The sequence below is a fragment of the Microcoleus sp. MON2_D5 genome, assembly GCF_036701905.1.
In the GTDB taxonomy this organism is placed as follows: domain Bacteria; phylum Cyanobacteriota; class Cyanobacteriia; order Cyanobacteriales; family Microcoleaceae; genus Microcoleus.
Genome location: NZ_JAUBRM010000057.1, coordinates 13005 through 32234, shown reverse-complemented (window position 1 = coordinate 32234; position 19230 = coordinate 13005). Strand labels below are relative to the sequence as shown.

17 protein-coding genes are annotated in these 19230 nt (G+C 43.5%); 4 read left to right on the top strand and 13 right to left on the bottom strand.

Features of this window, described 5'->3' with window-relative positions:
• Positions 1-46 precede the first annotated feature (46 nt).
• On the bottom strand, positions 47-493 hold the full coding sequence (locus QUA47_RS20710; protein ID WP_333432138.1) for a DUF2358 domain-containing protein: 447 nt from the start codon (positions 491-493) through the stop codon (positions 47-49).
• 37 nt (positions 494-530) lie between these two features.
• On the opposite strand from QUA47_RS20710, the gene QUA47_RS20705 reads away from it, so the two are divergent.
• Positions 531-1103 carry a hypothetical protein gene (locus QUA47_RS20705; RefSeq protein WP_333404702.1) on the top strand — a complete coding sequence of 191 codons (573 nt, stop codon included), beginning with the start codon at positions 531-533 and terminating at the stop codon, positions 1101-1103.
• Between the two features lie 49 nt (positions 1104-1152).
• Here QUA47_RS20705 and QUA47_RS20700 read toward each other — a convergent pair whose 3' ends face one another.
• Positions 1153-2334 carry a histidinol-phosphate transaminase gene (locus tag QUA47_RS20700; RefSeq protein ID WP_333432137.1) on the bottom strand — a complete coding sequence of 394 codons (1182 nt, stop codon included), beginning with the start codon at positions 2332-2334 and terminating at the stop codon, positions 1153-1155.
• Positions 2335-2626: 292 nt separating this feature from the next.
• Between QUA47_RS20700 and QUA47_RS20695 the strand changes: the two genes are divergently transcribed.
• The gene (locus QUA47_RS20695; RefSeq protein WP_333215498.1) at positions 2627-2911 is read left to right on the top strand and encodes a WGxxGxxG family protein; all 285 of its coding nucleotides are present in this window, start codon (positions 2627-2629) and stop codon (positions 2909-2911) included.
• A 160-nt stretch (positions 2912-3071) separates the two neighbouring features.
• Here the strand turns inward: QUA47_RS20695 and QUA47_RS20690 are convergent, their stop codons facing one another.
• The 10 genes from QUA47_RS20690 to gor all read right to left on the bottom strand — a co-directional run bounded on the left by QUA47_RS20690 (position 3072) and on the right by gor (position 13611).
• The gene (locus tag QUA47_RS20690) at positions 3072-3779 is read right to left on the bottom strand and encodes an ROK family protein (protein ID WP_333432136.1); all 708 of its coding nucleotides are present in this window, start codon (positions 3777-3779) and stop codon (positions 3072-3074) included.
• Positions 3780-3811: 32 nt separating this feature from the next.
• Positions 3812-4504, bottom strand: a complete 693-nt coding sequence (locus tag QUA47_RS20685; RefSeq protein ID WP_333432135.1) for a YqiA/YcfP family alpha/beta fold hydrolase — start codon at positions 4502-4504, stop codon at positions 3812-3814.
• 350 nt (positions 4505-4854) lie between these two features.
• Positions 4855-5340 carry a Spy/CpxP family protein refolding chaperone gene (locus QUA47_RS20680; RefSeq protein ID WP_333432134.1) on the bottom strand — a complete coding sequence of 162 codons (486 nt, stop codon included), beginning with the start codon at positions 5338-5340 and terminating at the stop codon, positions 4855-4857.
• A 19-nt stretch (positions 5341-5359) separates the two neighbouring features.
• Positions 5360-5797 carry a hypothetical protein gene (locus QUA47_RS20675; RefSeq protein ID WP_333432133.1) on the bottom strand — a complete coding sequence of 146 codons (438 nt, stop codon included), beginning with the start codon at positions 5795-5797 and terminating at the stop codon, positions 5360-5362.
• Positions 5794-6384: a sigma-70 family RNA polymerase sigma factor gene (locus QUA47_RS20670; RefSeq protein ID WP_333432148.1), complete on the bottom strand. Its 591-nt coding sequence runs from the start codon at positions 6382-6384 to the stop codon at positions 5794-5796. The genes QUA47_RS20675 and QUA47_RS20670 overlap by 4 nt, the downstream gene beginning before the upstream one ends.
• 740 nt (positions 6385-7124) lie before the next feature.
• Positions 7125-8642 (bottom strand): transglutaminase domain-containing protein, encoded by a 1518-nt coding sequence (locus tag QUA47_RS20665; RefSeq protein WP_333432132.1) that lies wholly within the window; start codon positions 8640-8642, stop codon positions 7125-7127.
• Positions 8643-9172: 530 nt separating this feature from the next.
• A complete protein-coding gene (locus tag QUA47_RS20660) occupies positions 9173-10525 on the bottom strand; it encodes a DUF58 domain-containing protein (RefSeq protein ID WP_333432131.1) in 1353 nt (450 codons plus the stop codon).
• 3 nt (positions 10526-10528) lie between these two features.
• Positions 10529-11491 (bottom strand): MoxR family ATPase, encoded by a 963-nt coding sequence (locus QUA47_RS20655; protein WP_333432130.1) that lies wholly within the window; start codon positions 11489-11491, stop codon positions 10529-10531.
• 55 nt (positions 11492-11546) lie between these two features.
• Positions 11547-12083 (bottom strand): opioid growth factor receptor-related protein, encoded by a 537-nt coding sequence (locus tag QUA47_RS20650; protein WP_333432129.1) that lies wholly within the window; start codon positions 12081-12083, stop codon positions 11547-11549.
• Between the two features lie 184 nt (positions 12084-12267).
• Entirely contained in the window at positions 12268-13611 is a 1344-nt protein-coding gene (gene gor / locus QUA47_RS20645) for a glutathione-disulfide reductase (protein WP_333432128.1), read from the bottom strand.
• 522 nt (positions 13612-14133) lie between these two features.
• On the opposite strand from gor, the gene QUA47_RS20640 reads away from it, so the two are divergent.
• Both QUA47_RS20640 and QUA47_RS20635 read left to right on the top strand, forming a co-directional pair.
• Positions 14134-17454, top strand: a complete 3321-nt coding sequence (locus tag QUA47_RS20640; RefSeq protein ID WP_333432127.1) for a HEAT repeat domain-containing protein — start codon at positions 14134-14136, stop codon at positions 17452-17454.
• Between the two features lie 387 nt (positions 17455-17841).
• The gene (locus QUA47_RS20635; RefSeq protein WP_333432126.1) at positions 17842-18606 is read left to right on the top strand and encodes an ABC transporter ATP-binding protein; all 765 of its coding nucleotides are present in this window, start codon (positions 17842-17844) and stop codon (positions 18604-18606) included.
• A gap of 181 nt (positions 18607-18787) precedes the next feature.
• On the opposite strand, the gene QUA47_RS20630 is transcribed toward QUA47_RS20635, so the two are convergent.
• Positions 18788-19156, bottom strand: a complete 369-nt coding sequence (locus tag QUA47_RS20630; protein WP_333432125.1) for a hypothetical protein — start codon at positions 19154-19156, stop codon at positions 18788-18790.
• Positions 19157-19230 lie beyond the last annotated feature (74 nt).

Sequence of the window (19230 nt, the reverse complement as noted above, 5' to 3'; positions counted from 1 at the left end):
TTTGGGTTGCCGGCCCTGATGGCTCGGCGCGATCGACCTTTTTGGCTTATACTTGGCTCGCCTCCTCCCCCTTGCGGAAAAACTGCTTTAAAATCTCTCCGGGTTCTCTGTCCCACGTGTCAATATGTTCGTAAATTAAGCCGTCTTTATCCAATTTATAAGTAGAGTAGCCGTTAAAAAAAATCCGAGCTTTCCAGGGAACCCGCAGTGTCCCGCGAACAGTCCAATTTGCCACAATAGTATCATGGGCTGTCTGACCTACGTCGTGCAGGTCGAAGTAAATCTCGTTAAAGAATAGCTGCCCGTGAAATCGCAGAGTCCAAAAGATAATGCGATAGTTGATTTTTCCTTTAAATTTGTTAACAGGGTCTTGAAAATAAACATCTTTTGTGTAGATGTCGTAGGAGATGTCTTTCTCAAACAGCGTCGGGAGATCCGCTTTCAGCGTGTCTACTGCTTGTTCTACCTGCCTTTGATATTCGATCGCGCTCAAACTACCACCTTGTGACAGTATTAATTTATAACTTGAAATGAATAATCTCGATCGGCAGCGGGATGAGAAAAAAATTGATACTTCATCCAGCTCTAATCTTACCTCTAATTATATTGTCCGCGCCGGCCTTTCTGCTGGCCCGGACTTGCGACATCGAAACCTTGGCACAGATTTGACAGAACACCCCCACTCCTCTGACATTCTCGCAGAAATCAACAGCGGTAAGCTGTTGATGGTAGATAGCCGTCGCCGGAACGGCCTAATTTTGATTAAACGTTTCCACGCGGAGTTTGCCGGGCCTGGGGCTGCCGTTGGGGGCGCTTTTGAGGTAGACTCTCAGCAGGCGATTCCCGTGGGCGATTTTTGTTTGGTTTGCCCTCAATCTCCCGAAGAAATACAGAAAGCTTTTGGAATTCGACGGCAGTGGGTGCGGTTAATGGAACAGTTAACGGCAAAGCCGGCAGCTTTGGAACGCGCACAAATGGTTTTAACTCAGTTTGAACAATATTTGGATTCGGAAACGGTGGCACAAATTCCCGATGAAGCTTTGGCACTTTTAGTAGGCGTATTTCCCCAAACCATTCGGGCGGCACGACAGATTGATAATTAAAAATGGCATGGTAATTTGCTTGAACTCATACCCTTTTTAAGGGGTTTTGTCAATTCAAAATCGCTGCGATTCGATCGACTGTTCGCTGATTTTCCTCCGGGCTACCCACCGTAATTCGCAAACCTCCTCCAGTATGCCTAATTAAAGTACCTCCCTCTTTTAGCTGCTGCATGATTTGTTTGTGTTCCTGTTCGGCAGATTCGCCCTCGCCGGCTTTCACCCGCAGGTAAACGAAGTTAGCCGCACTCTGCCAAACTTGCAATTTTTGATGCTGAGTTAGCGCTGCAATTAATTTTGCTCTTTCTGATAGAGTTTCGGGAATGGTTGCCAGCAATAACTGCCGCTGCGCTAAGGCTAACTCGGCGGCTGTTTGCGAGAAACTGGGAAGGTTGTAGGGGAGACGGATTTTTTCTAAGGTGGCTGTGAGTTCGGGATGGGCGATCGCATATCCCACTCTCATTGACGCTAATCGAAATGCTTTGGAAAATGTGCGTAAAATTATCCAATTCGGGTGATGGTGCAATTGGTCTGCTAAAGTATTTTGGCTGAATTCAAAATAGGCTTCGTCAATTACTACTAATATCTCTTCGGGTAAATCTGACAACCATTCTATTTCATCTGCTGTCAAAGCATTGGCTGTGGGAGAATTGGGATGAACGACAAAGACGGCGCGCACGGGGGGATGTTGATTTTGCCCGATCGCCTTTTTAGCCGCCTCGATATCGATTTCAAAATTCTCCTCTTTTCGCTGAACACTCACAACGGGAATGCCGAGGGTTTGGGCGATTATTCCATACATCGAAAAGGTAGGATTCGCAACGAAAATAGAGCCGGTACCGCCTAAACAAGTAGCTATTAAAATGGATCTAATTAGTTCGTCGGAACCGTTGCCCACAGAAATATTGTCGGCTGTAATGGCGGTTGTGGGCAGTGTAACCCCCCCTAGCCCTGCCTTGTTAAGGGCGGGGACATTTAGGGATTCATTGACGTATTCGGCGAGATCCTCTTTGAGGGCTGCGTGGCCTCCGTCGGGATAGCGATTTGTCTCAATTAACTGCTGGTAAGTCCAAGCTAGCTTTTTTTTTAATTCCTCTGGCAAGTCGTAGGGGCATTCGTTAGTATCGAGGCGATCGAGTACACTTTCCGACTGCGCTGATTCTCCTGACGCGCCCCCCGGATGGGGAGTGTATGCGGTAAGTTCGGCTAAGTCTTTTCGGATAAAGGGAAGCATGGTATGATTTTAAACTTTTGATTTAGATTGTCAGCTTACAAGGCAAGGCAGAAGGCACAAGTCAAGAAAAATTACGAATGCAAAAATTTTTGTTTTTTACCTCGCTGCTGAAATTTTTGCCTAATGCCGACTTACTTATGCTGTATCAAAGGCGTCTAAACTTAGGATATAGCCTTTTCTCTATCGAAAGCAAGAGGAGAGAGGGGATTTAGTTTCTGTCGCTCGATTGATGCGTCTGCTGCGGCCAATTGATTATTCTGATAAAGTAACTGCTGATATTTGGAAACCGAGTATGAAAGTCAATCCGTCCGATATATCTAAAAATGCCGCCGCTACCCTCATAGCTTTGAGTTTGGCTGTTCTCCCTTCAGCGATGCCTGCCTCAGCTCAAACCCAGTCAGCTCCGGCACAGAACAATAGTGATTCTAATGGAGTTGTTCTAGACAGAACTCCCCTTCAAGAAAGCAAGGAAGACAACAATCATTGGGGCGCTTTGGGTTTGTTGGGAATCCTCGGTTTGGCGAATCTGTTTCGCAAGGATGAACCCAAACGCTACCGCGATCCGATGGGCGAATAATTTTTTAAAACGGATATCGCACCAGCCAAAAACAACATCAACTGTCCTGGATTTAGAAACCGGGTTTTTTAGGAAAAAACTGGATTATTGCCTTTAATCCGGGCAAAAAACTCGGTTTCTTTGATTTGATATTTATGGGCATTTTTGCCACACAGTTGATTCAATCGCGCCACAAAGCAATCCCGCCCAATAAACCGCTGACATTCGGTACTATTTTCACCTGCGGCGGTAACTCAAAAACAATCTTTTTAGTATTGCCACCGCCGATGTAAATGCGATCGCAGTTAAAGAGATTTTGCAGAGAGGTGAGCGCTTTTTCCAGACGGCGATTCCATCTTTTGGAACCGACTGCATCTAATGCCGCTCGTCCTAATTGCTGTTCGTAAGTTTCCCCTTTCCGAAACGGGTGATGTCCTAATTCTAGATTTGGCACCAAGATACCATCGACAAATAAGGCAGAACCGAAACCGGTGCCAAGGGTAATTACTAATTCTACCCCCGTCCCGGCAATTGCTCCCAATCCTTGAATATCGGCATCGTTAGCCACTCGCACAGGTTTTCCCAAGCGATCTTTGAGGGTAGTTTCTAGGTCAAACTCTATCCAAGACGGATCTAAATTCACTGCGGTTTTGATGACGCCTAGACGCACGACGCCTGGGAAACCGACGGATACTCGGTCAAATTCCCCTTGTCCGCTGGCTAAAGAGGCGATCGCCTCTAGTACGGGTTCCGGTTTCGGTGGTTGAGGCGTTTCTAAACGGCTGCGTTCCGTTTGGGGTTGGCCTTCATGATCCAAAACCATAACTTTGATGCCACTTCCGCCAATGTCAACGGCTAAGGTGCGAGTCGATCGATCTTGTTGAGTCATTTGATTGTTAAGACTTGCAAGTTGGTCAAATTTTAATTTTTGAATTGGCAAAACTTTTGAATCGCTTCCCAAATTTCGGCTAGGACGTTTCCCAAAGAATGATCGTCTTCTAATTCGATTAATTGCACCCAGGGACGGTTAGCGGCAAAATCTCTGCTAGCTTGAATCGGTATTATTGTATCATGCTTGCCGTGAAGAATTAACGTAGGGACGGAACGCATTAATTTTTGTTCAGGGTATTGAGCCATATCTGCCAAAAACTGATAATTCAGTGGCAGATAACGCTGTTCGCCGTAGTGATAAACGGGCAGATATTTCTCCGACTGCCACTTTTCTAACTGTTGCTGTCCCAACAGCGGCAGCCAGTGGGAGATAAAGTCAAAAGCCGGTGCTAACAAAACTATTTGCTTTACTGACAATTGTCGCTGGGCCAACCAAGCCGCTGTCAGTCCCCCAAAACTCGACCCAATGATGGTGATTCCCCCGATATTTTTTACTTTTTCTGTGGGAGATTGAGAGGCTTCGGTTGGCAAAAAGTCTGTTTCTATTTGGTTTAATTGGCGGGTGAGAGTGACCCCAGAAAAATCCTTTTGATTGAGATCGGGAGTTTTTAGGTCAATCCCTAGATCGGAAAAGCGGTCTCGGAAATATTTTGCCTTAAGGGAATCGGGACTTGAAGCAAATCCGTGTAAATAAATGTAATTATACTCGTTCTGTAGATTCATCCAGAAAAATTTATGAGACTTCCCAACTAATTATTTTAACTTAATATGACTTATTAACTAAAAAACTTAAGATGCTCCATCCAATAAAATATATAAGGATATTCCGAATAGTTCAATGATTCGTAGCGAGTTGACTTCTGTGCTTTTAGAGTGTTTATAACAAACTCAAGCACTCCTAAACTTGAAACTTGCTTCGCTTTTAGACTGCTTTATCGAAGAGATAAAGCAATCGCATTGATTACAGAAAAGCTTCGTTTATCGATGCCTGCCTTTATGGATTTCTACCTGCTTACAATGAATCGCAGAGTGCGTACTGGACACCCTGCGATTCACTCAAAACTACTCGTCAATTACTGGGTTTTTTGACCGTTTGGCATCCTGTTTTTAGCAGTTTGTCGGCGCTGCTGTATCATTTGAGCTAATTGGCTGCGCTGTTCGGCTGTGAGCAATTCTCGCATTGCGAGTGTACTTTCAAATTGCACCTCTTCCAACTGCTGCCTCAATCCGATTATTTGACGGTGTTTTTCGCGCATTTCGCTAGCATTTGCCGTGCCGGACATCATCGTTTCCAATTCTTGTCTGGCTTGGCGGACTGCTTGCATCCGCTGGGAAACTTGGTCTTTGTAGCGATCGCGAACTGCCTGCATTTGCTGCTTTTGGTCTGCGCTTAAATTAAGTTTCTCGAACATCCCACCTTCCCTGCCACCTGGTCGATTGGGACGCTGGTTTTGGGCAATTGTTTCTGGTTCTAGGGGATTAGGAACTGCTATTGCTGCGGCTGTGCTACCGAGAGTCAGCATTAAAACGGCTAGGGCAGATATACGACGAATTGACATGAAAATTACCTCTTTGAGATTAGTTATTTGTTTGCGTTTCGCTGTCAGCACTCTGGCTGAAAGTCAACCAGTCTGTTTGCGAGCGATCGGTCATATTTTTTTCGCTAGAATCATGCAGGACACCCTCCCAGTTACTCACTAAAAATGCTTCTAACTTAGCTGTTTCATGATCGGGCAATTGTGCAGTCTCAAACGCACGGTAGCCAGACCAAAAAACTAGCAAGCCCGCGGCGATCGCAGAAGGAAAAACCCACTTGCGAAAACCGATCATTCTTGACCTCTTACTAGACCGGGTAAATTGGGGTTCTCTTAGATAATTGAGCTTTCTCTCACCCGCCTCATTCCTCTCTATTGCGGCTAAAAGTTTTTGCTCAAAATCGGGCGCAGCTTCTGGAACGTTTGGGCGATGTTGCTTCAAGAAATTAACTAACTTTTGGTCGCTGCTTGGGTTATTCATAGCTCGCTGACACCTTCTTTTTGCAAAAATTGTCGCACAGCATTTCGGGCATAAAACACGCGAGATTTGACAGTTCCTGCGGGCAGTCCCAAAATTTGGGCTACTTCTTTTTGCGGGATGTCTTCTAGGTCGTGTAGCACCAAAACGCTGCGGTGTTCAAAGCTCAATTGATCCAGTCCCCGCTGCACTAAATCTTCATAGTGCAACTGCATCAAGTCGGATGTGTTATCTTTGATAATAATCCCATCCATTACTTCTTGATTTTTAAGTTGGGAGTCAAAAGAATGCTGTTTAGCGAATGCTTGTCTTTGGTCGGAAGCCACATTCCAAGTGATTCGATAAAGCCAAGTAGAAAAGTTTTCCTGGTGCTTGAGTTTGGGCAATCCTTTCCACACTCGCAGAAATACTTCTTGTGCTAAATCGTCAAGAAGTGACGGGCCGCAGAGTTGGTAAAGGGTTGACCTGACTTTGTGTTGGTAGCGTTTGTAAAGGTACCGAAAGCAAGTACGATCGCCCTTTAAACATTGAGCAACTAAGTCCGAGTCGGAACAGTCATCGGTTAAAACATTGGCTGACACAGCTAACACCTGTGAAGTCTCCCCCACCAGTTCGTTATCTGAAGTGTTTAGACAGGACGATCGCAAAAAAGGTTCAAAGGATTTAAAATTTTTTTTCGACGAGGCTGCAGGTAGGGAAACGGCACTGCCGTGTCCTGATTTTTCCTGTAATTAACGGGTTCCGAGGTGTAAAGCCTGGGAACCCAAATCCAGAGTCCGAGCCTTGGTTGAGAACATGGACGTTCTGACTCGCCCCAGAAGCGTTACTTTTGCTAAGCGCCTAGTAACAAGTAAAACCAGTAAAAATTTGCTCAGCGGCTAGGAACATGACAATGCCCATTGGTGTCAACTTAACCTCAAATCTAGTGCGAGTCTTCTGTCGAGCGATTAAAACCCGATCGCCCCAGCGCTCCCCGAATTGTTGCGGAGGGACAAGAATCTTCTCTTTTGTCCCCCTTTTTAAGGCTACCGCGTACACACAAGTGGATTATGAGCTAGTTTCCACTCTTGCTGTTCGACCAATGCCTTGGTCGGAGGGTAGATTAATTGTATAAGTACCCTGATAAGGCTGTTCTCTTAAGTAGGCATAAAGCAATTGTGACTTGTCTAATAACCGACGGTATTGTACAAGTGATTTAGAAAAGGTATATATAGCGGTTCTCAATTAAGGGAGGTACACGTTTAGATTGAATAATTGAATAATTGGGGAATTTACGAATTAATTAAAAAGTCCTCCATCCCCCAATTTAAAATCTAAATTTATACATCATCTACTTGAGAAAAGCTATAGTAGACTTACCGCTTTTATTAACGGGAGAGTTTGAGGCGATCGCCTGTCTGCGATATTGCTCGATCCAGGATTGAATTGCCAATTTAAATTCAGCTTTTTGTGCGTCTTGAATTCCTTTTGGATCGAAGCGAGCGCAATAATGAATTTCAATCAACAATGCTAACTCTTCGAGACAATATAATTCCGGTTTTTCTTTTTTTAACCTCTCGATCCAATTTTTAAAAGACTCGGAAGGAGGGCGAATCAATCCAGACTCATTTAACGCCTGTTCGATTAAATAAAATTCCGATTTCGGACTCAACGAATCTTTGTTATAAATAGCTTTTAGCCAGCTTTGTTTCTTAGATAAAAGGCGTACATTTTTCTTAAAATTAGGATTACACCTCCAAAAAAATATTAAGACCAGCAGGATGACTCCCCCATACTTCAATCCATTGCTACCGGATAAATATCGCAACCCCAGCAAAATTTTGTAACTCAATAGCGACCATAAATCAGAGATAAATGCCCCTGGGGGAGCAGCAGCATCCTCCATGCTTTCCCAATCAGAAGGCGTAGCATCAAAAGCTTGCCATTTTCCCGCGATATAAGCCAAAGTCCAAGCATGAGCATGGCGACTTCTTACAATATATTGGTTCTCCAAAGAACTAAATTCGTGAACAGAATATCCAACTGCATAGCGGGCTGGAATACCGAGTTTTCTCAGGAGAAGTGTCGCAGCAGTAGCAAAATATTCACAATGTCCAGAGCGAGTGTTCAGTAAAAATGTTGATAGAGGCGTAGCATCATTATCTTTGCCCCTAAGCTTCAGTGAATAAACGAAATTTTTTATAAAAAACCACTCTATTTTATCTAAAATTTCTGGTTGCGACTTTCCTTGAGTATCCACTTGACTGAGGATTTTATTCAGTGCCGCCATTTCTGATTTTGGTATTTGCAGGTCGTCTTCTGTAGGCGGGCTATCTACAGAAAAATTATTATTAAAGTAGCTTCGATAAGCCAGCATATCAACTTTTCCCACCACTTTTATTGTGCCATATTTATTCTTTTCCATCTGACTGACAGGCAATGCGTCAATTTTAAAAGTTCCATCTGGCAGCTTTAATACACCTTGGTTGCCTGGGAGTGTAGCCGAAATAGTAATCGTTGATGGATTCGGTAGTTGGTCGCCTAAATCCCAAGTTGTGCCATTAATCTTTGGTTGTACGCGAACAAAGTTAGGATTTAAGGCCAGCCAAAGTGAAGAGTTGTAGCGATTATAAGTGGCTTCTCTTAGCAGTCGGGGAGGAGTCTGTTTAGGTTCAGGAGCAACTCTAAAAATTATTTCATTTGACTGTTTTAATAATCCCACTGACCCGATGTTCGTTTGTTTTTTCAAAAAATCTGTTTCTTGAGAGTTCCCCTGACTAAGCCATGAGATTGCTTGCTGTTCTACTGCTAGGTGAAGTTGGTGCAGGCCCATCTGTCCTATAAATCCTATACTGCCAGCAATTAACATCAGACCCAGCCAGAGAATAGATGAAAATCTTTTCGGTCTCACAGACCACAAAGCAATAGCGGTTAAGGCAAATACCCCAGCATAAAAAGAGCTCTCTCTACTGTTCGCCGTACTAGCAGATAGCAGACAACCGATAAAATATGGATAATTTAGATTCACCATCAAGGGGTTAAGTAGTGCTGTTTTTGGGGCCTTGTTTAGCCACCAAAACAGTTGGCGTATATCCAAACTTTCCTTGACAGAATATACCTGAGCAGCTACCAGTGGAAAAAATACACCAGGAAGCCACTGCAACAAATTATATATCAAGTAAATAGAGCGGTTGGCGACCAGGAGATAAACCAACAAACAGCACAAAAAAATCAGGCAGAAATTAGCAAGGCGCCTAAAATCACTAGCTGAAAAATCCCACCGATAAGGCAACCAGTTAGCTGCCTCTAAAATTAGAGCAATTGGCAACGCAAAAAACCATAGTCCCGTCTGCCAGCCCCAAAAAATTACACTAGCACCCAAAAGAAACACTGGCATTTTCATAATTTCATTAACTCCTCTTGTATTTGACCTAGCTTTAAAATATGGCAGCTTGTTAAGTCATCTTTAATCCACTCTAAATTTAAGCTATCTAATTGAGCTTCTCGCTCTGTTAAAATTAAAACTAATGTATGGATACCGCGACTTCTCAGATAATTTACTAATGTTTTTCTAGGTTCGTCCCAACACAAAAATATACAAATACAACCACTTAGGAGAGAGATTTTCTCCATCAAAACTGAGGTGAGCGAGTCAAAAGCTTTATCCTGGCAGGCAGCAACAGAGGCGAGAATTTCTAGCATTTTTTCAGTAGAGTTCAGCCCTCTGCCAAAGGTAAAACAATAAGCTTCTTGAACGACGAACATCAAATCCAATAAGGATTCTTGAGTCTGAACTTCATAGGATAATGAAGCAGCAAGTGAGATGGCCTCCTCTAAAATTTCACTATATTTTACACTTTGAAATGTATCCAAAATTAAGGCGTGCCTCACAAAAAATTCATCCTGTTCTTCTTTGACAATGGGCTTACCTGTTTTTGCCCAGCTTTTCCAGTGAATTTGGCGTAGCGAATCTCCCGGCCGATAATCCCGCAGAGACCTAAATTCCTCGGAATCTCCTACGGATGAAGCTAATGTTACGCCACCTGATTGATATCTTCTTGAGCCAGGAAGCTGAATTGGTGGTAAATGATAGAGTTTGGGTAAAATTAAGATAGATTGGGGCAAGGAAATTGTTTTACAAGCATTCCAAATCCCAAAAGGATCTGACCTAGTAACTGTTAGACCAGTCAGGCGGATAACACCTCTGTAGGACGGCGTAATTTCACATACCACTTCTGTTTTGCTATTGGGTGGAATAGGAGGCAATTCTATGACCTTAGCTGTGGCGCATTGTTTTCGAGAAATCAGCCACAGCCAACGATGATAGCCGAAGTATTTATCGAATGAAGTGCGCTGTTCTTCACCGGGTTCAGGTGTTTCTATAAATTCTTGAAAAGTTGGGCAGGTGTCGGCAAAAATTTCCCCCAATTTCAGGTTATTTTGACTCTGGCTAGTTTTGTTATGAATGAGAATACGGTATTTAAAAGTGACTCCAACAGTTGCAAACTTTGGCAAGAACCGTACTGCGTTGAAGCGGAAGCGAAAAAATCTACTGAAAATTATGGCTATTCCTATAATTGACAACAGGAAAGTAAAGATTTGATAGGTCAGGGTTTGATTAGTATCTAATCCTAAAACCCCCGCTAAAAGCGTGCAGCTAAGCACTGCTAACCCATTGTTGGTCAATCGCTTCTTTCGCGAGCGATTTACACGCGCACCGAAGCGAAAAATAGCGTAGAAAACACGTTTCATTTTTTAGGCGGGTACAGGAATAGATTTGATAATTTCTTCAACAACACCTGGGGCCATTCTACCCGAAAAACGCGCTTGAGGTTCCATTACTAGGCGATGAGCGATGACTGATACCGCCTGTTCTTGAATATGTTCGGGCGTAACAAACTCATAGCCATCGAAGAAAGCTAATGCTTGAGCAACTTTCATTAAAGCTATGGAAGCTCTGGGACTCGCCCCTAGTTGTACGCCTTCGGCTGAGCGAGTTGCATTCACGATATCTACGAGGTAACGTTTCAATTCTTCACTAATTCTAATTTGCTTTACCTGCTGTTTTAAGCTAATTAAATCCTCTAAATTAACGCAGGTTTGAAGTGTATCAATAGGATGTTGATGGATTTGGTCTCCGAGCAGGTTAACTTCGTCTTCTGGCGAGATGTATCCTAGACTAAATTGAACTGCAAAGCGATCCATTTGGGCTTCAGGAAGTGGATAAGTGCCACGAGATTCTACTGGATTTTGAGTAGCAATGACAAAAAATGGGTCTTTAAGTTTGTGCAAATTTCCGTCAATGCTGACTTGAAATTCTGCCATTGCTTCTAGGAGGGCGGATTGGGTTCGCGGTGATGACCGATTGATTTCGTCAGCCAAGATAATATTAGCAAAAATAGGGCCTTCGTGGAAATGGAACGTGCGTTGATTGGGGTCGAGCATGGATATGCCCAAGATATCGGATGGCAAAAGGTCAGGTGTAAATTGAATGCGTTTAAAGCTGACATCGACAGATAAGGCTAGGGCTTTAGCTAGGGTAGTTTTACCTGTACCGGGATAATCTTCTAGGAGGACGTGCCCGCCACTCACAAAGGCTGACAGCAATTTCCTGATTGCTGCTGATTGCCCTTTCACCACTTTTTGAATGTTGTTGGAAATCCTTTGATAAATTTCTCTGCCAGACTGAGCGTGATTTTCTGTAATTGCTTTATCCATTATTTATTGTGTTCGTAGCGTTCGGTTAATGTCCCGCTGATTGGCTTGTTCCGATTTAACTATTTACAGCATTTTTCCAATATGTATAAGTTTTTAAACCAATAATTTCTTTATTTTCATTATATATCTCGTCCAAACACCTGAAAAGAGCCAAAGCATAATTCTTCAATCCCAAATTTGTCAAACTTGTGACAATCCTAGTCAGCCGCAGATAGTTGTGATTAAATGGTTCAATCCACTCTCTTTTTCTTGACAAATATTCCTCGGATTTGGCAATTACAATTTCTGCGTTTTCCCCTTCGCGGCATTCCAGCCCGTAAAATGCCAGCATGACTTTTAGAGATTTAACTAAGCGACTTCTCAATTCTTCACTTGTTCTAAAAGCTTGAATTACCTCATCATTTAAAGTCGGAGCACTGGAATTAAAGCGGCTCTTTTCTCTCAGCGGAAACAGCCATTGAATGTAATTGTGCACGGATTCCAGCTTCTGGTAATCCCACGACCACATATCCTCGATCGCCCGACCTTGTGAATCAGGCTGCTGACCGAGATAGAATGCTAAAATTTTGTTTTGTTTGGTTGAATTACTCATTGATAAGCTGTTTTGTATCTAAACTGTATTTTTGGGCGGGTGGGACGCCCACCCCACAACCAGAAAATTAAATTTTTGTGTGGAACAGGCAGGATGCCTGTCCTTCAAAATAGTTTTCTTGAGTCGGTTTTAACTGACTTTAGCTATTAGCCAGGGGTTTAAACCCCTGGCTGCTTCCCCCGGTTTACCGCAAAGTAACAAACTCTTCAGCAGTCGATGGGTGAATGCCAATAGTCGCGTCGAAGTCTTTCTTCGTAGCTCCCATATTAACAGCGATCGCCATTCCTTGAATAATCTCGCCCGCGTCTTTCCCAACCATGTGCACGCCCAAAACTCTGTCAGTATTAGTCTCAACGATTAACTTGACAAAAGTTTTCTCGTCTGCACCTGTCAAGGCGTGAAACATCGGTCGAAACTTGGCTGTGTAGCACTTAATTGAATCGCCAAATTTAGCCCTGGCTTGGCTTTCTGTTAAGCCGACTGTACCCGCTTCCGGCTGGGAAAATACCGCAGACGGCACATTTTCGTAATTGATTGCTCTGGGATTGTGGCCAAATTCAGTATCTGCAAAAGCCCGTCCTTCGGCGATCGCAATTGGCGTTAAATTGATGCGGTTGGTGCAATCTCCGACTGCAAAAATGTGCGGCTGACTGGTGCGGCTGTCTTTGGTAACTGCGATCGCACCATTATCGATTTCTACTCCCGCATTTTCTAAAGCCAATTTTTCCAAGTTCGGCAAGCGCCCGGTAGCGCACAACAGCGCGTCTACTATGAGCGTTCCTTCGGATTTTCCCGACAAAGTTAATTGTAAGCCTTCTGGAGTTTTCTCAATGTGGTTGATCGAGCTTTCGGTCAAAATGTTTATTCCGTGCTTAATCATTCCTTCTTGCACGTTGGTGCGAATTTCTGTGTCGAACTCGTTCAAAATTAACTCGCTGCGGATGATTTGAGTTACTTCGCTTCCCAACCCGTTCATAATGCAAGCAAATTCGACGCCGATGTAGCCGCCACCCCAAATGGCAAACCGTTTTGGCTGCTCTTTTTGGAGGAAGATTTCGCGGGAGGTAATCGCGTGTTCGATGCCGGGAATTGGAACTCTTCTCGCTTCTCCGCCGACTGCTATTAAGATTTTGGCTGCGGTAAATTTTTTGTCACCAACTTCGACGGTATGGGGATCAATAAATTTGGCGTATCCTGAGATTAATTCGACTCCGGCTTTTTCGAGGAAGCTGATGTGCAGTTTGCTCAGCCGCCGCACTTCTGTATCTACTGTGGTGATGAGTTTTTCCCAATCGAAGCTGCTTTCTACTGGACTCCAACCGTAGCCCACCGCATCTTCGTAAAGGTGCGAAAATGTTGAGGCGTACACCATGAGTTTTTTGGGGACACAGCCGCGAATTACGCAGGTTCCGCCTACTAAGTCATTTTCGGCGATCGCCACTTTTGCGCCGTAGGATGCTGCTCGCTTGGAACTCGCCAATCCGCCGGAACCCGCACCTATCACAAACAAGTCGTAGTCGTATGTCATAATTGTCTGTACCTTTTTATCGCCAACTTACCAATTTTACGCTTTACTTTTCTTAATGATATCTCAAAAATTTTTTGTTTTTTTTGGGGTCAACTACTTTACTTTTTGCCCTCAACCAGGTATTATTAAATAATAGAAATCTGTGCGTTAATATAAAATTGCTCACACTCCCATTATTAAAGTATAACACAAGCGAACGACAAAAAAAATATAAAAATTTTACTCTTTTGAGAGCGCTACCAAGAAGGAAAGACCTAATTGTCGATCGCTCGTTATAGCCGAGTCGAACTCCCGTAAATCCCTGTAAAAAAGCGGAACTTTGATGCTCTTCCCGATTTTTAAGGGGTAGTAGGGGGCAAGAATCAGGCGGGAGCGGGGCTAATCGCAGCGCAGCGATAGAAAACTGATACTACCTTAACCTATCGGAGCAATCACGGGAGATTACCCTACTGTTTTTGATAATTTCATCAATCCTTGATAATTGCTATATTATAAACATAAATTAATTCTCGGGCTAGCTTTATGATCGAGTGGCTGGTACTCTGGGGAGCAACGGAAGCAGTAGGCATTCTCGTTAAACCCATCTTAGAAGATTTAGTCAAAGACGGCGCGAAGGATTTTGCTAAAGATTTTTTTAAAGATTCCCTGAAAAACGTCTTATTAGGCGAAAAAGACCCGCGAAAAGTCGCAGCGGGCAAAGCCATCAAAAAGTTTTTGGATTTGGTGGAACAGCAGTTGAAAATTGGCGGACTTTCCCCAGAGCAAAGAAAGCTGTATATTAAAGATGTTAAACAGTTTATCAGTAACAAGTCTGTTAAGGAAATTTTGGGCAAGGCTTTTGAGAGCGATCGCGAATCTCTCGATGCCGAACTTCTCGAACAAACCTGGACTCAACTAAATTTAACTTCTTTGCCGCCAAGATTTAAGTGGCAAACTATCGCCAATCAGTATCTCGCAGAAGTTCAAGAAATTCTCTTTGACTCAAAAGACTTGCGCGATATCTTGAATGCTCAAAATCTGGATAGCATTCAGAAAAATACTCAAGAAACGGCGGGGATTATTCCCGATTTTGACTTTAGGCAATATCAAGAAGCTCTGTGCGAGCGTTACAGCAATCTCAATTTAAGCAGCGTCGATCCCAATACCTACGATTATCGGGAAAAGCTGAAGGTTTGGCAAATCTTTATTTTCCAAGATGTGCGATCGATTTACGAATCATTTGTGCCCCAAGCTTACGAAATTCCTAAAGAACATCAACGGCGGCTGCAAGACAGCAATCAATTAGACGCGATCGATCTAGAAAATTTAGATAAATATCGGCGCGGTTATTTTTCTCAGCCGATCGTATCGGTGTTAGATGTTATCAATGACAAGCAAAAGTATCCCTACATTGTTATTTTAGGCGATCCGGGTTCTGGCAAGTCTACTCTGTTACAATATTTAGCATTAAACTGGGCGAGATCGCCCTTAAATAGCGTGACATCTCTGCCGATTCCGCTGCTAATAGAATTGCGGACTTACATTCGCAGCGGGGAATCAGGACATTGCAAGAATTTCCTGGAATTTTTCCATCAAAGTCCGGGTTCAATTTGTCATTTGAATCAGCATCAATTGCAGAAACAGCTTAAAGCAGGCGACGCTGTGGTGATGTTCGACGGGTTAGATGAAATTTTCGATACCGGGAAACGAGAAGATGTAATTACGGCGATTCATCGGTTTACTAATGAGTATCCCGGCGTGCGAGTGATTGTCACCTCTCGGATTATTGGTTACAAACCTCAACGCTTGCAAGATGCAGAGTTTCATCACTTTATTCTCCAAGATTTGAATGCGGAAAAAATTCAGGATTTTGTTCACCGCTGGCACGAATTAACTTTTACTGATGCTGGGGAAAAAGCGCGCATTAGTCAGCGCATGAAAAGAGCATTGGAGTATTCATCAACGATTCGAGATTTAGCAGGAAATCCGTTATTGTTGACGATTATGGCGATTTTGAATCGCAGTCAAGAATTGCCGAGAGACAGGGCGGAACTTTACAATCAAGCTTCGCGCGTGTTGCTGTATCAATGGGATGTGGAAAGGGCTTTAGTAGAGGATAGCAGGCTCGATCCGAAAACTATTGATGCTAAAGATAAGCAAGAAATGCTGCGGCGAGTCGCTTACAAAATGCAAGCAGCACCTGAAGGGTTGGCTGGCAATATTATTAGTGCGGAAGATTTGGAGAATACCCTCACAGCATATCTGAAGAGTAAAGATTTCGATCGACCGAAAGAGCGGGCAAAGTTGATAATTAACCAACTGCGAACTCGCAACTTTATTTTATGTTATTTGGGTGCGGATAATTATGGGTTTGTGCATCGAACTTTTTTGGAATATTTCTGTGCGTCGGAGGTGGTGGAAAGGTTTGAGAAGAGGCGAGAACTTTCTTTAGATGAGTTGAAAACAGAGGTTTTTGGCACGCGCTGGGATGATGAATCTTGGCAGGAAGTTTTGTGCTTGATTGCGGGATTGATAGATGGACGGTTTACAGGGAAATTGATTGAGTTTTTGATTGAACAGTCTGAGGAATTTGAAAATTGCCAGAGCCTGTTTTTGGCTGCAAAGTGTTTGAACGAGGTGAGAGATAGAAAAATCATTGCTGGGATTGATAGTGAATTGCTTGAACGTTTAAAAGAGTTAACGAAGTGTGCTCTCAGCGAGCAGAGCATAGGTCTTCATGTAAATGGCAAAGAAATTGAACTGGTTAGAGAAATTCATACTCAAGCAGTAAGTGCGATCGCCTTTACTTGGAAAGATGACCCTAAAACCTTACTTTGGCTCAAACAACTGGCTGAATCTGATGATAATTGGGGTGTGCGATATTCCGCGATCCAAGAATTAGCATGGGGATGGAAAGATGATTCCGAAACCTTACCTCTCCTCAAACAACTGGCTCAATCTGAAGATGACAATTGGGCCGTGCGACACGCAGCAGTCCAAGAATTAGTACGGGGCTGGAAAAATGACCCGGAAACTTTACCCCTTCTCAAACAAATAGCTCAATCTTATGATGATTCTCTTGTGCGACGTTTAGCAGTCCAAGAATTAGCATACGGATGGAAAGATGACCCTGAAATCTTACCTACTATCAAACAAGTAGCTCAATCCAGTGGTTGTAGGGTTGTGCAAAGTGCAGCTCTTCAAGAATTAGTACGGTGGTGGAAAAAAGACTCTGAAACCTTACCTATTCTCAAACAACTCGCTCAATATGATGATAGTTCATATGTGCGAGAAACAGCACTTCAAGAATTAGCCCGGGAGTGGCAAGATGACCAGAAAATCTTAGATATTCTCAAACAACGCGCTCAATATGATGATGATTCGGATGTCCGAGAAGTAGCAGTCCAAAAATTAGCACTTGGGTGGAAAGATGACCAGGAAATCTTACCTATCCTCAAACAATGCGCTCAATATGATGATGATTCAGATGTACGAATTGCCGCATTACTAGAATTAGCACGTGGGTGGCAAGATGACCCCGAAACCTTATCTATTCTTAAACAACGCGCTCAATATGATGATGATTTCAGGGTGGGATTTTTAGCACTTACAGAACTAGCATATGGGTGGAAATATGAACCAGAGATATTTGAGGGGTTATGCGATATTGCTATCAATCATCCTTTTGAACGTCAGTATAGCTTCCAATATCATCCTAGAAAAGTAGCACTTGAAATCATGGTCGAGCAATACTCCGATCACCCACAAACTTTAGAAATACTTCGCCATCTATTTGCCAACGATCCAGATGAAGAAGTCTGGCAGTGGGCCCACGAAAAGTTGACCGAATTAGAGAACCTGTGATAGAAACACAAAAAGCAGCAAGAAAATATGATTGTAGCTACTAATATCCCAAAAGCTTATGCAGAAATAGTTGAATTTTTGGCGACGGCCCTACTTCCCACAGCCTTATCAACTTTCAACTCTCGGAGGAAACAAAAAAGCATATCCTCGACCTAATTTATGCCCACAATCATCAAGGCTTGACCCGCGCTGGAAAAAGCAAATTAGATAACTATCTAGTGCTAGAACATCAGATGACTCTCATCAAAGAACTCACAAACACGTCCTTAAAGATTTAGTTTTTTTATATTTCGTCAATTAGCGTCCAAACGATCGCCACTCCAGCCGCCAAAACCGATAAGAAGTGTTAAGTTAGTAGTTAGTTGTGTCGATCGCACAGAAAAAAAAATGCCTGAACTACAAACCGATACATACCAAGACCTCGACCCGCAAGTCCTCTCAAAGCCCGTTGTTGTGGGTCTGGAAGAGGTAACAAAAGTTTACGGGATTGGCGACCTAGAAGTTCGCGCCTTAAACGGCGTCAGCTTGACCGTAAGACAAGGAGAATATTGCTCGATTATGGGCGCGTCGGGTTCCGGCAAATCTACAGCTATGAATATTATCGGCTGTCTCGATCGACCTACGAGCGGCAGTTACTACTTAGACGGCGTAGATGTCGCCCAAATGCCCGAAGGAGAATTAGCCGGAATTCGCAATTTAAAATTAGGTTTTGTATTCCAACAATTTCACCTGTTGCCTCAATTGACAGCATTAGAAAATGTCATGTTACCGATGGTTTATGCCGGCATTCCCGCAGCAGAAAGACGCGAACGGGGAGTAGAGGCTTTAACAAAAGTAGGCCTGGAAAGTCGCCTGCAAAACAGACCGAATCAACTGTCAGGAGGACAGCAGCAGCGGGTAGCCATCGCCAGGGCTATTGTCAACCGTCCCGTGTTGTTGCTGGCTGACGAACCTACAGGTGCATTGGATACAAAAACTACTCAAGAAGTAATGGATATTTTTACAGAATTCAATGAAAATGGCATGACTGTTGTTATGGTAACGCACGAACCGGAAGTGGCGCGCCAAACTCGCCGCGTTGTCTGGTTCCGCGACGGTAAAGTTATTCACAACAATCTCAATCCCGCAGAGCTTTCACACGCGGTATTTTAGTATAATAGTCCGCCAAAAGCGAAAAGAAAATTGGGCGATTGAAATCGCTTCTAGACAAACGAAGTCCGCCTGCGCGGACTGAAGAATTAACAGGGTATCAGTCCTATGCAAGAGGACTTTAGCTATTAGACAGGGGTTTTCAACCCCTGGCGGACTAATAGATAAAATGCCAGATATGTGATTAATGAAAAGCACTCGGAAAAGCTTCCCAAACTCGATCGACAAAATCTCTAAGTTGCCGAGATGCGATCGCACCATCCTTTTTCTCAGCATCCAGAGAGTGCAACTCGGTCAACAGTGAAATTACCTCAGTATCTAAAGCCGCCCGAAACAAGCTCAGCGGCCAAAGCAAATCAGCACCATCTCGCAAATCCGATAAAGTGTATTCTGTGGGTGAATCCTTCCCCGACACCGATACAACTAACATCAAAGGGCGCACCCAACAAACTTGACGTGCCTCAACCACTTGGATAACCTCAGAATGCAGGCACGCATCTCCACATTCTAAACTGACAATTTGACCAGGCTTAAAGTTCAAAGCACAATCCATTAATGCTCACACTTAATACAGACATAACAAAGCAGCCAAATAAGTGCTGCATCTCTCCACAGCACCCGAAAACA

Excerpts from the sequence above, each read along its gene's own strand:
- QUA47_RS20705 (WP_333404702.1), top strand. The coding sequence starts at position 531 with ATGAATAATCTCGATCGGCAGCGGGATGAGAAAAAAATTGATACTTCA.
- QUA47_RS20700 (WP_333432137.1), bottom strand. The coding sequence starts at position 2,334 with ATGCTTCCCTTTATCCGAAAAGACTTAGCCGAACTTACCGCATACACT.
- QUA47_RS20695 (WP_333215498.1), top strand. The coding sequence starts at position 2,627 with ATGAAAGTCAATCCGTCCGATATATCTAAAAATGCCGCCGCTACCCTC.
- QUA47_RS20690 (WP_333432136.1), bottom strand. The coding sequence starts at position 3,779 with ATGACTCAACAAGATCGATCGACTCGCACCTTAGCCGTTGACATTGGC.
- QUA47_RS20685 (WP_333432135.1), bottom strand. The coding sequence starts at position 4,504 with ATGAATCTACAGAACGAGTATAATTACATTTATTTACACGGATTTGCT.
- QUA47_RS20680 (WP_333432134.1), bottom strand. The coding sequence starts at position 5,340 with ATGTCAATTCGTCGTATATCTGCCCTAGCCGTTTTAATGCTGACTCTC.
- QUA47_RS20675 (WP_333432133.1), bottom strand. The coding sequence starts at position 5,797 with ATGAATAACCCAAGCAGCGACCAAAAGTTAGTTAATTTCTTGAAGCAA.
- QUA47_RS20665 (WP_333432132.1), bottom strand. The coding sequence starts at position 8,642 with ATGTTAATTGCTGGCAGTATAGGATTTATAGGACAGATGGGCCTGCAC.
- QUA47_RS20660 (WP_333432131.1), bottom strand. The coding sequence starts at position 10,525 with ATGAAACGTGTTTTCTACGCTATTTTTCGCTTCGGTGCGCGTGTAAAT.
- QUA47_RS20655 (WP_333432130.1), bottom strand. The coding sequence starts at position 11,491 with ATGGATAAAGCAATTACAGAAAATCACGCTCAGTCTGGCAGAGAAATT.
- QUA47_RS20650 (WP_333432129.1), bottom strand. The coding sequence starts at position 12,083 with ATGAGTAATTCAACCAAACAAAACAAAATTTTAGCATTCTATCTCGGT.
- gor (WP_333432128.1), bottom strand. The coding sequence starts at position 13,611 with ATGACATACGACTACGACTTGTTTGTGATAGGTGCGGGTTCCGGCGGA.
- QUA47_RS20640 (WP_333432127.1), top strand. The coding sequence starts at position 14,134 with ATGATCGAGTGGCTGGTACTCTGGGGAGCAACGGAAGCAGTAGGCATT.
- QUA47_RS20635 (WP_333432126.1), top strand. The coding sequence starts at position 17,842 with ATGCCTGAACTACAAACCGATACATACCAAGACCTCGACCCGCAAGTC.
- QUA47_RS20630 (WP_333432125.1), bottom strand. The coding sequence starts at position 19,156 with ATGGATTGTGCTTTGAACTTTAAGCCTGGTCAAATTGTCAGTTTAGAA.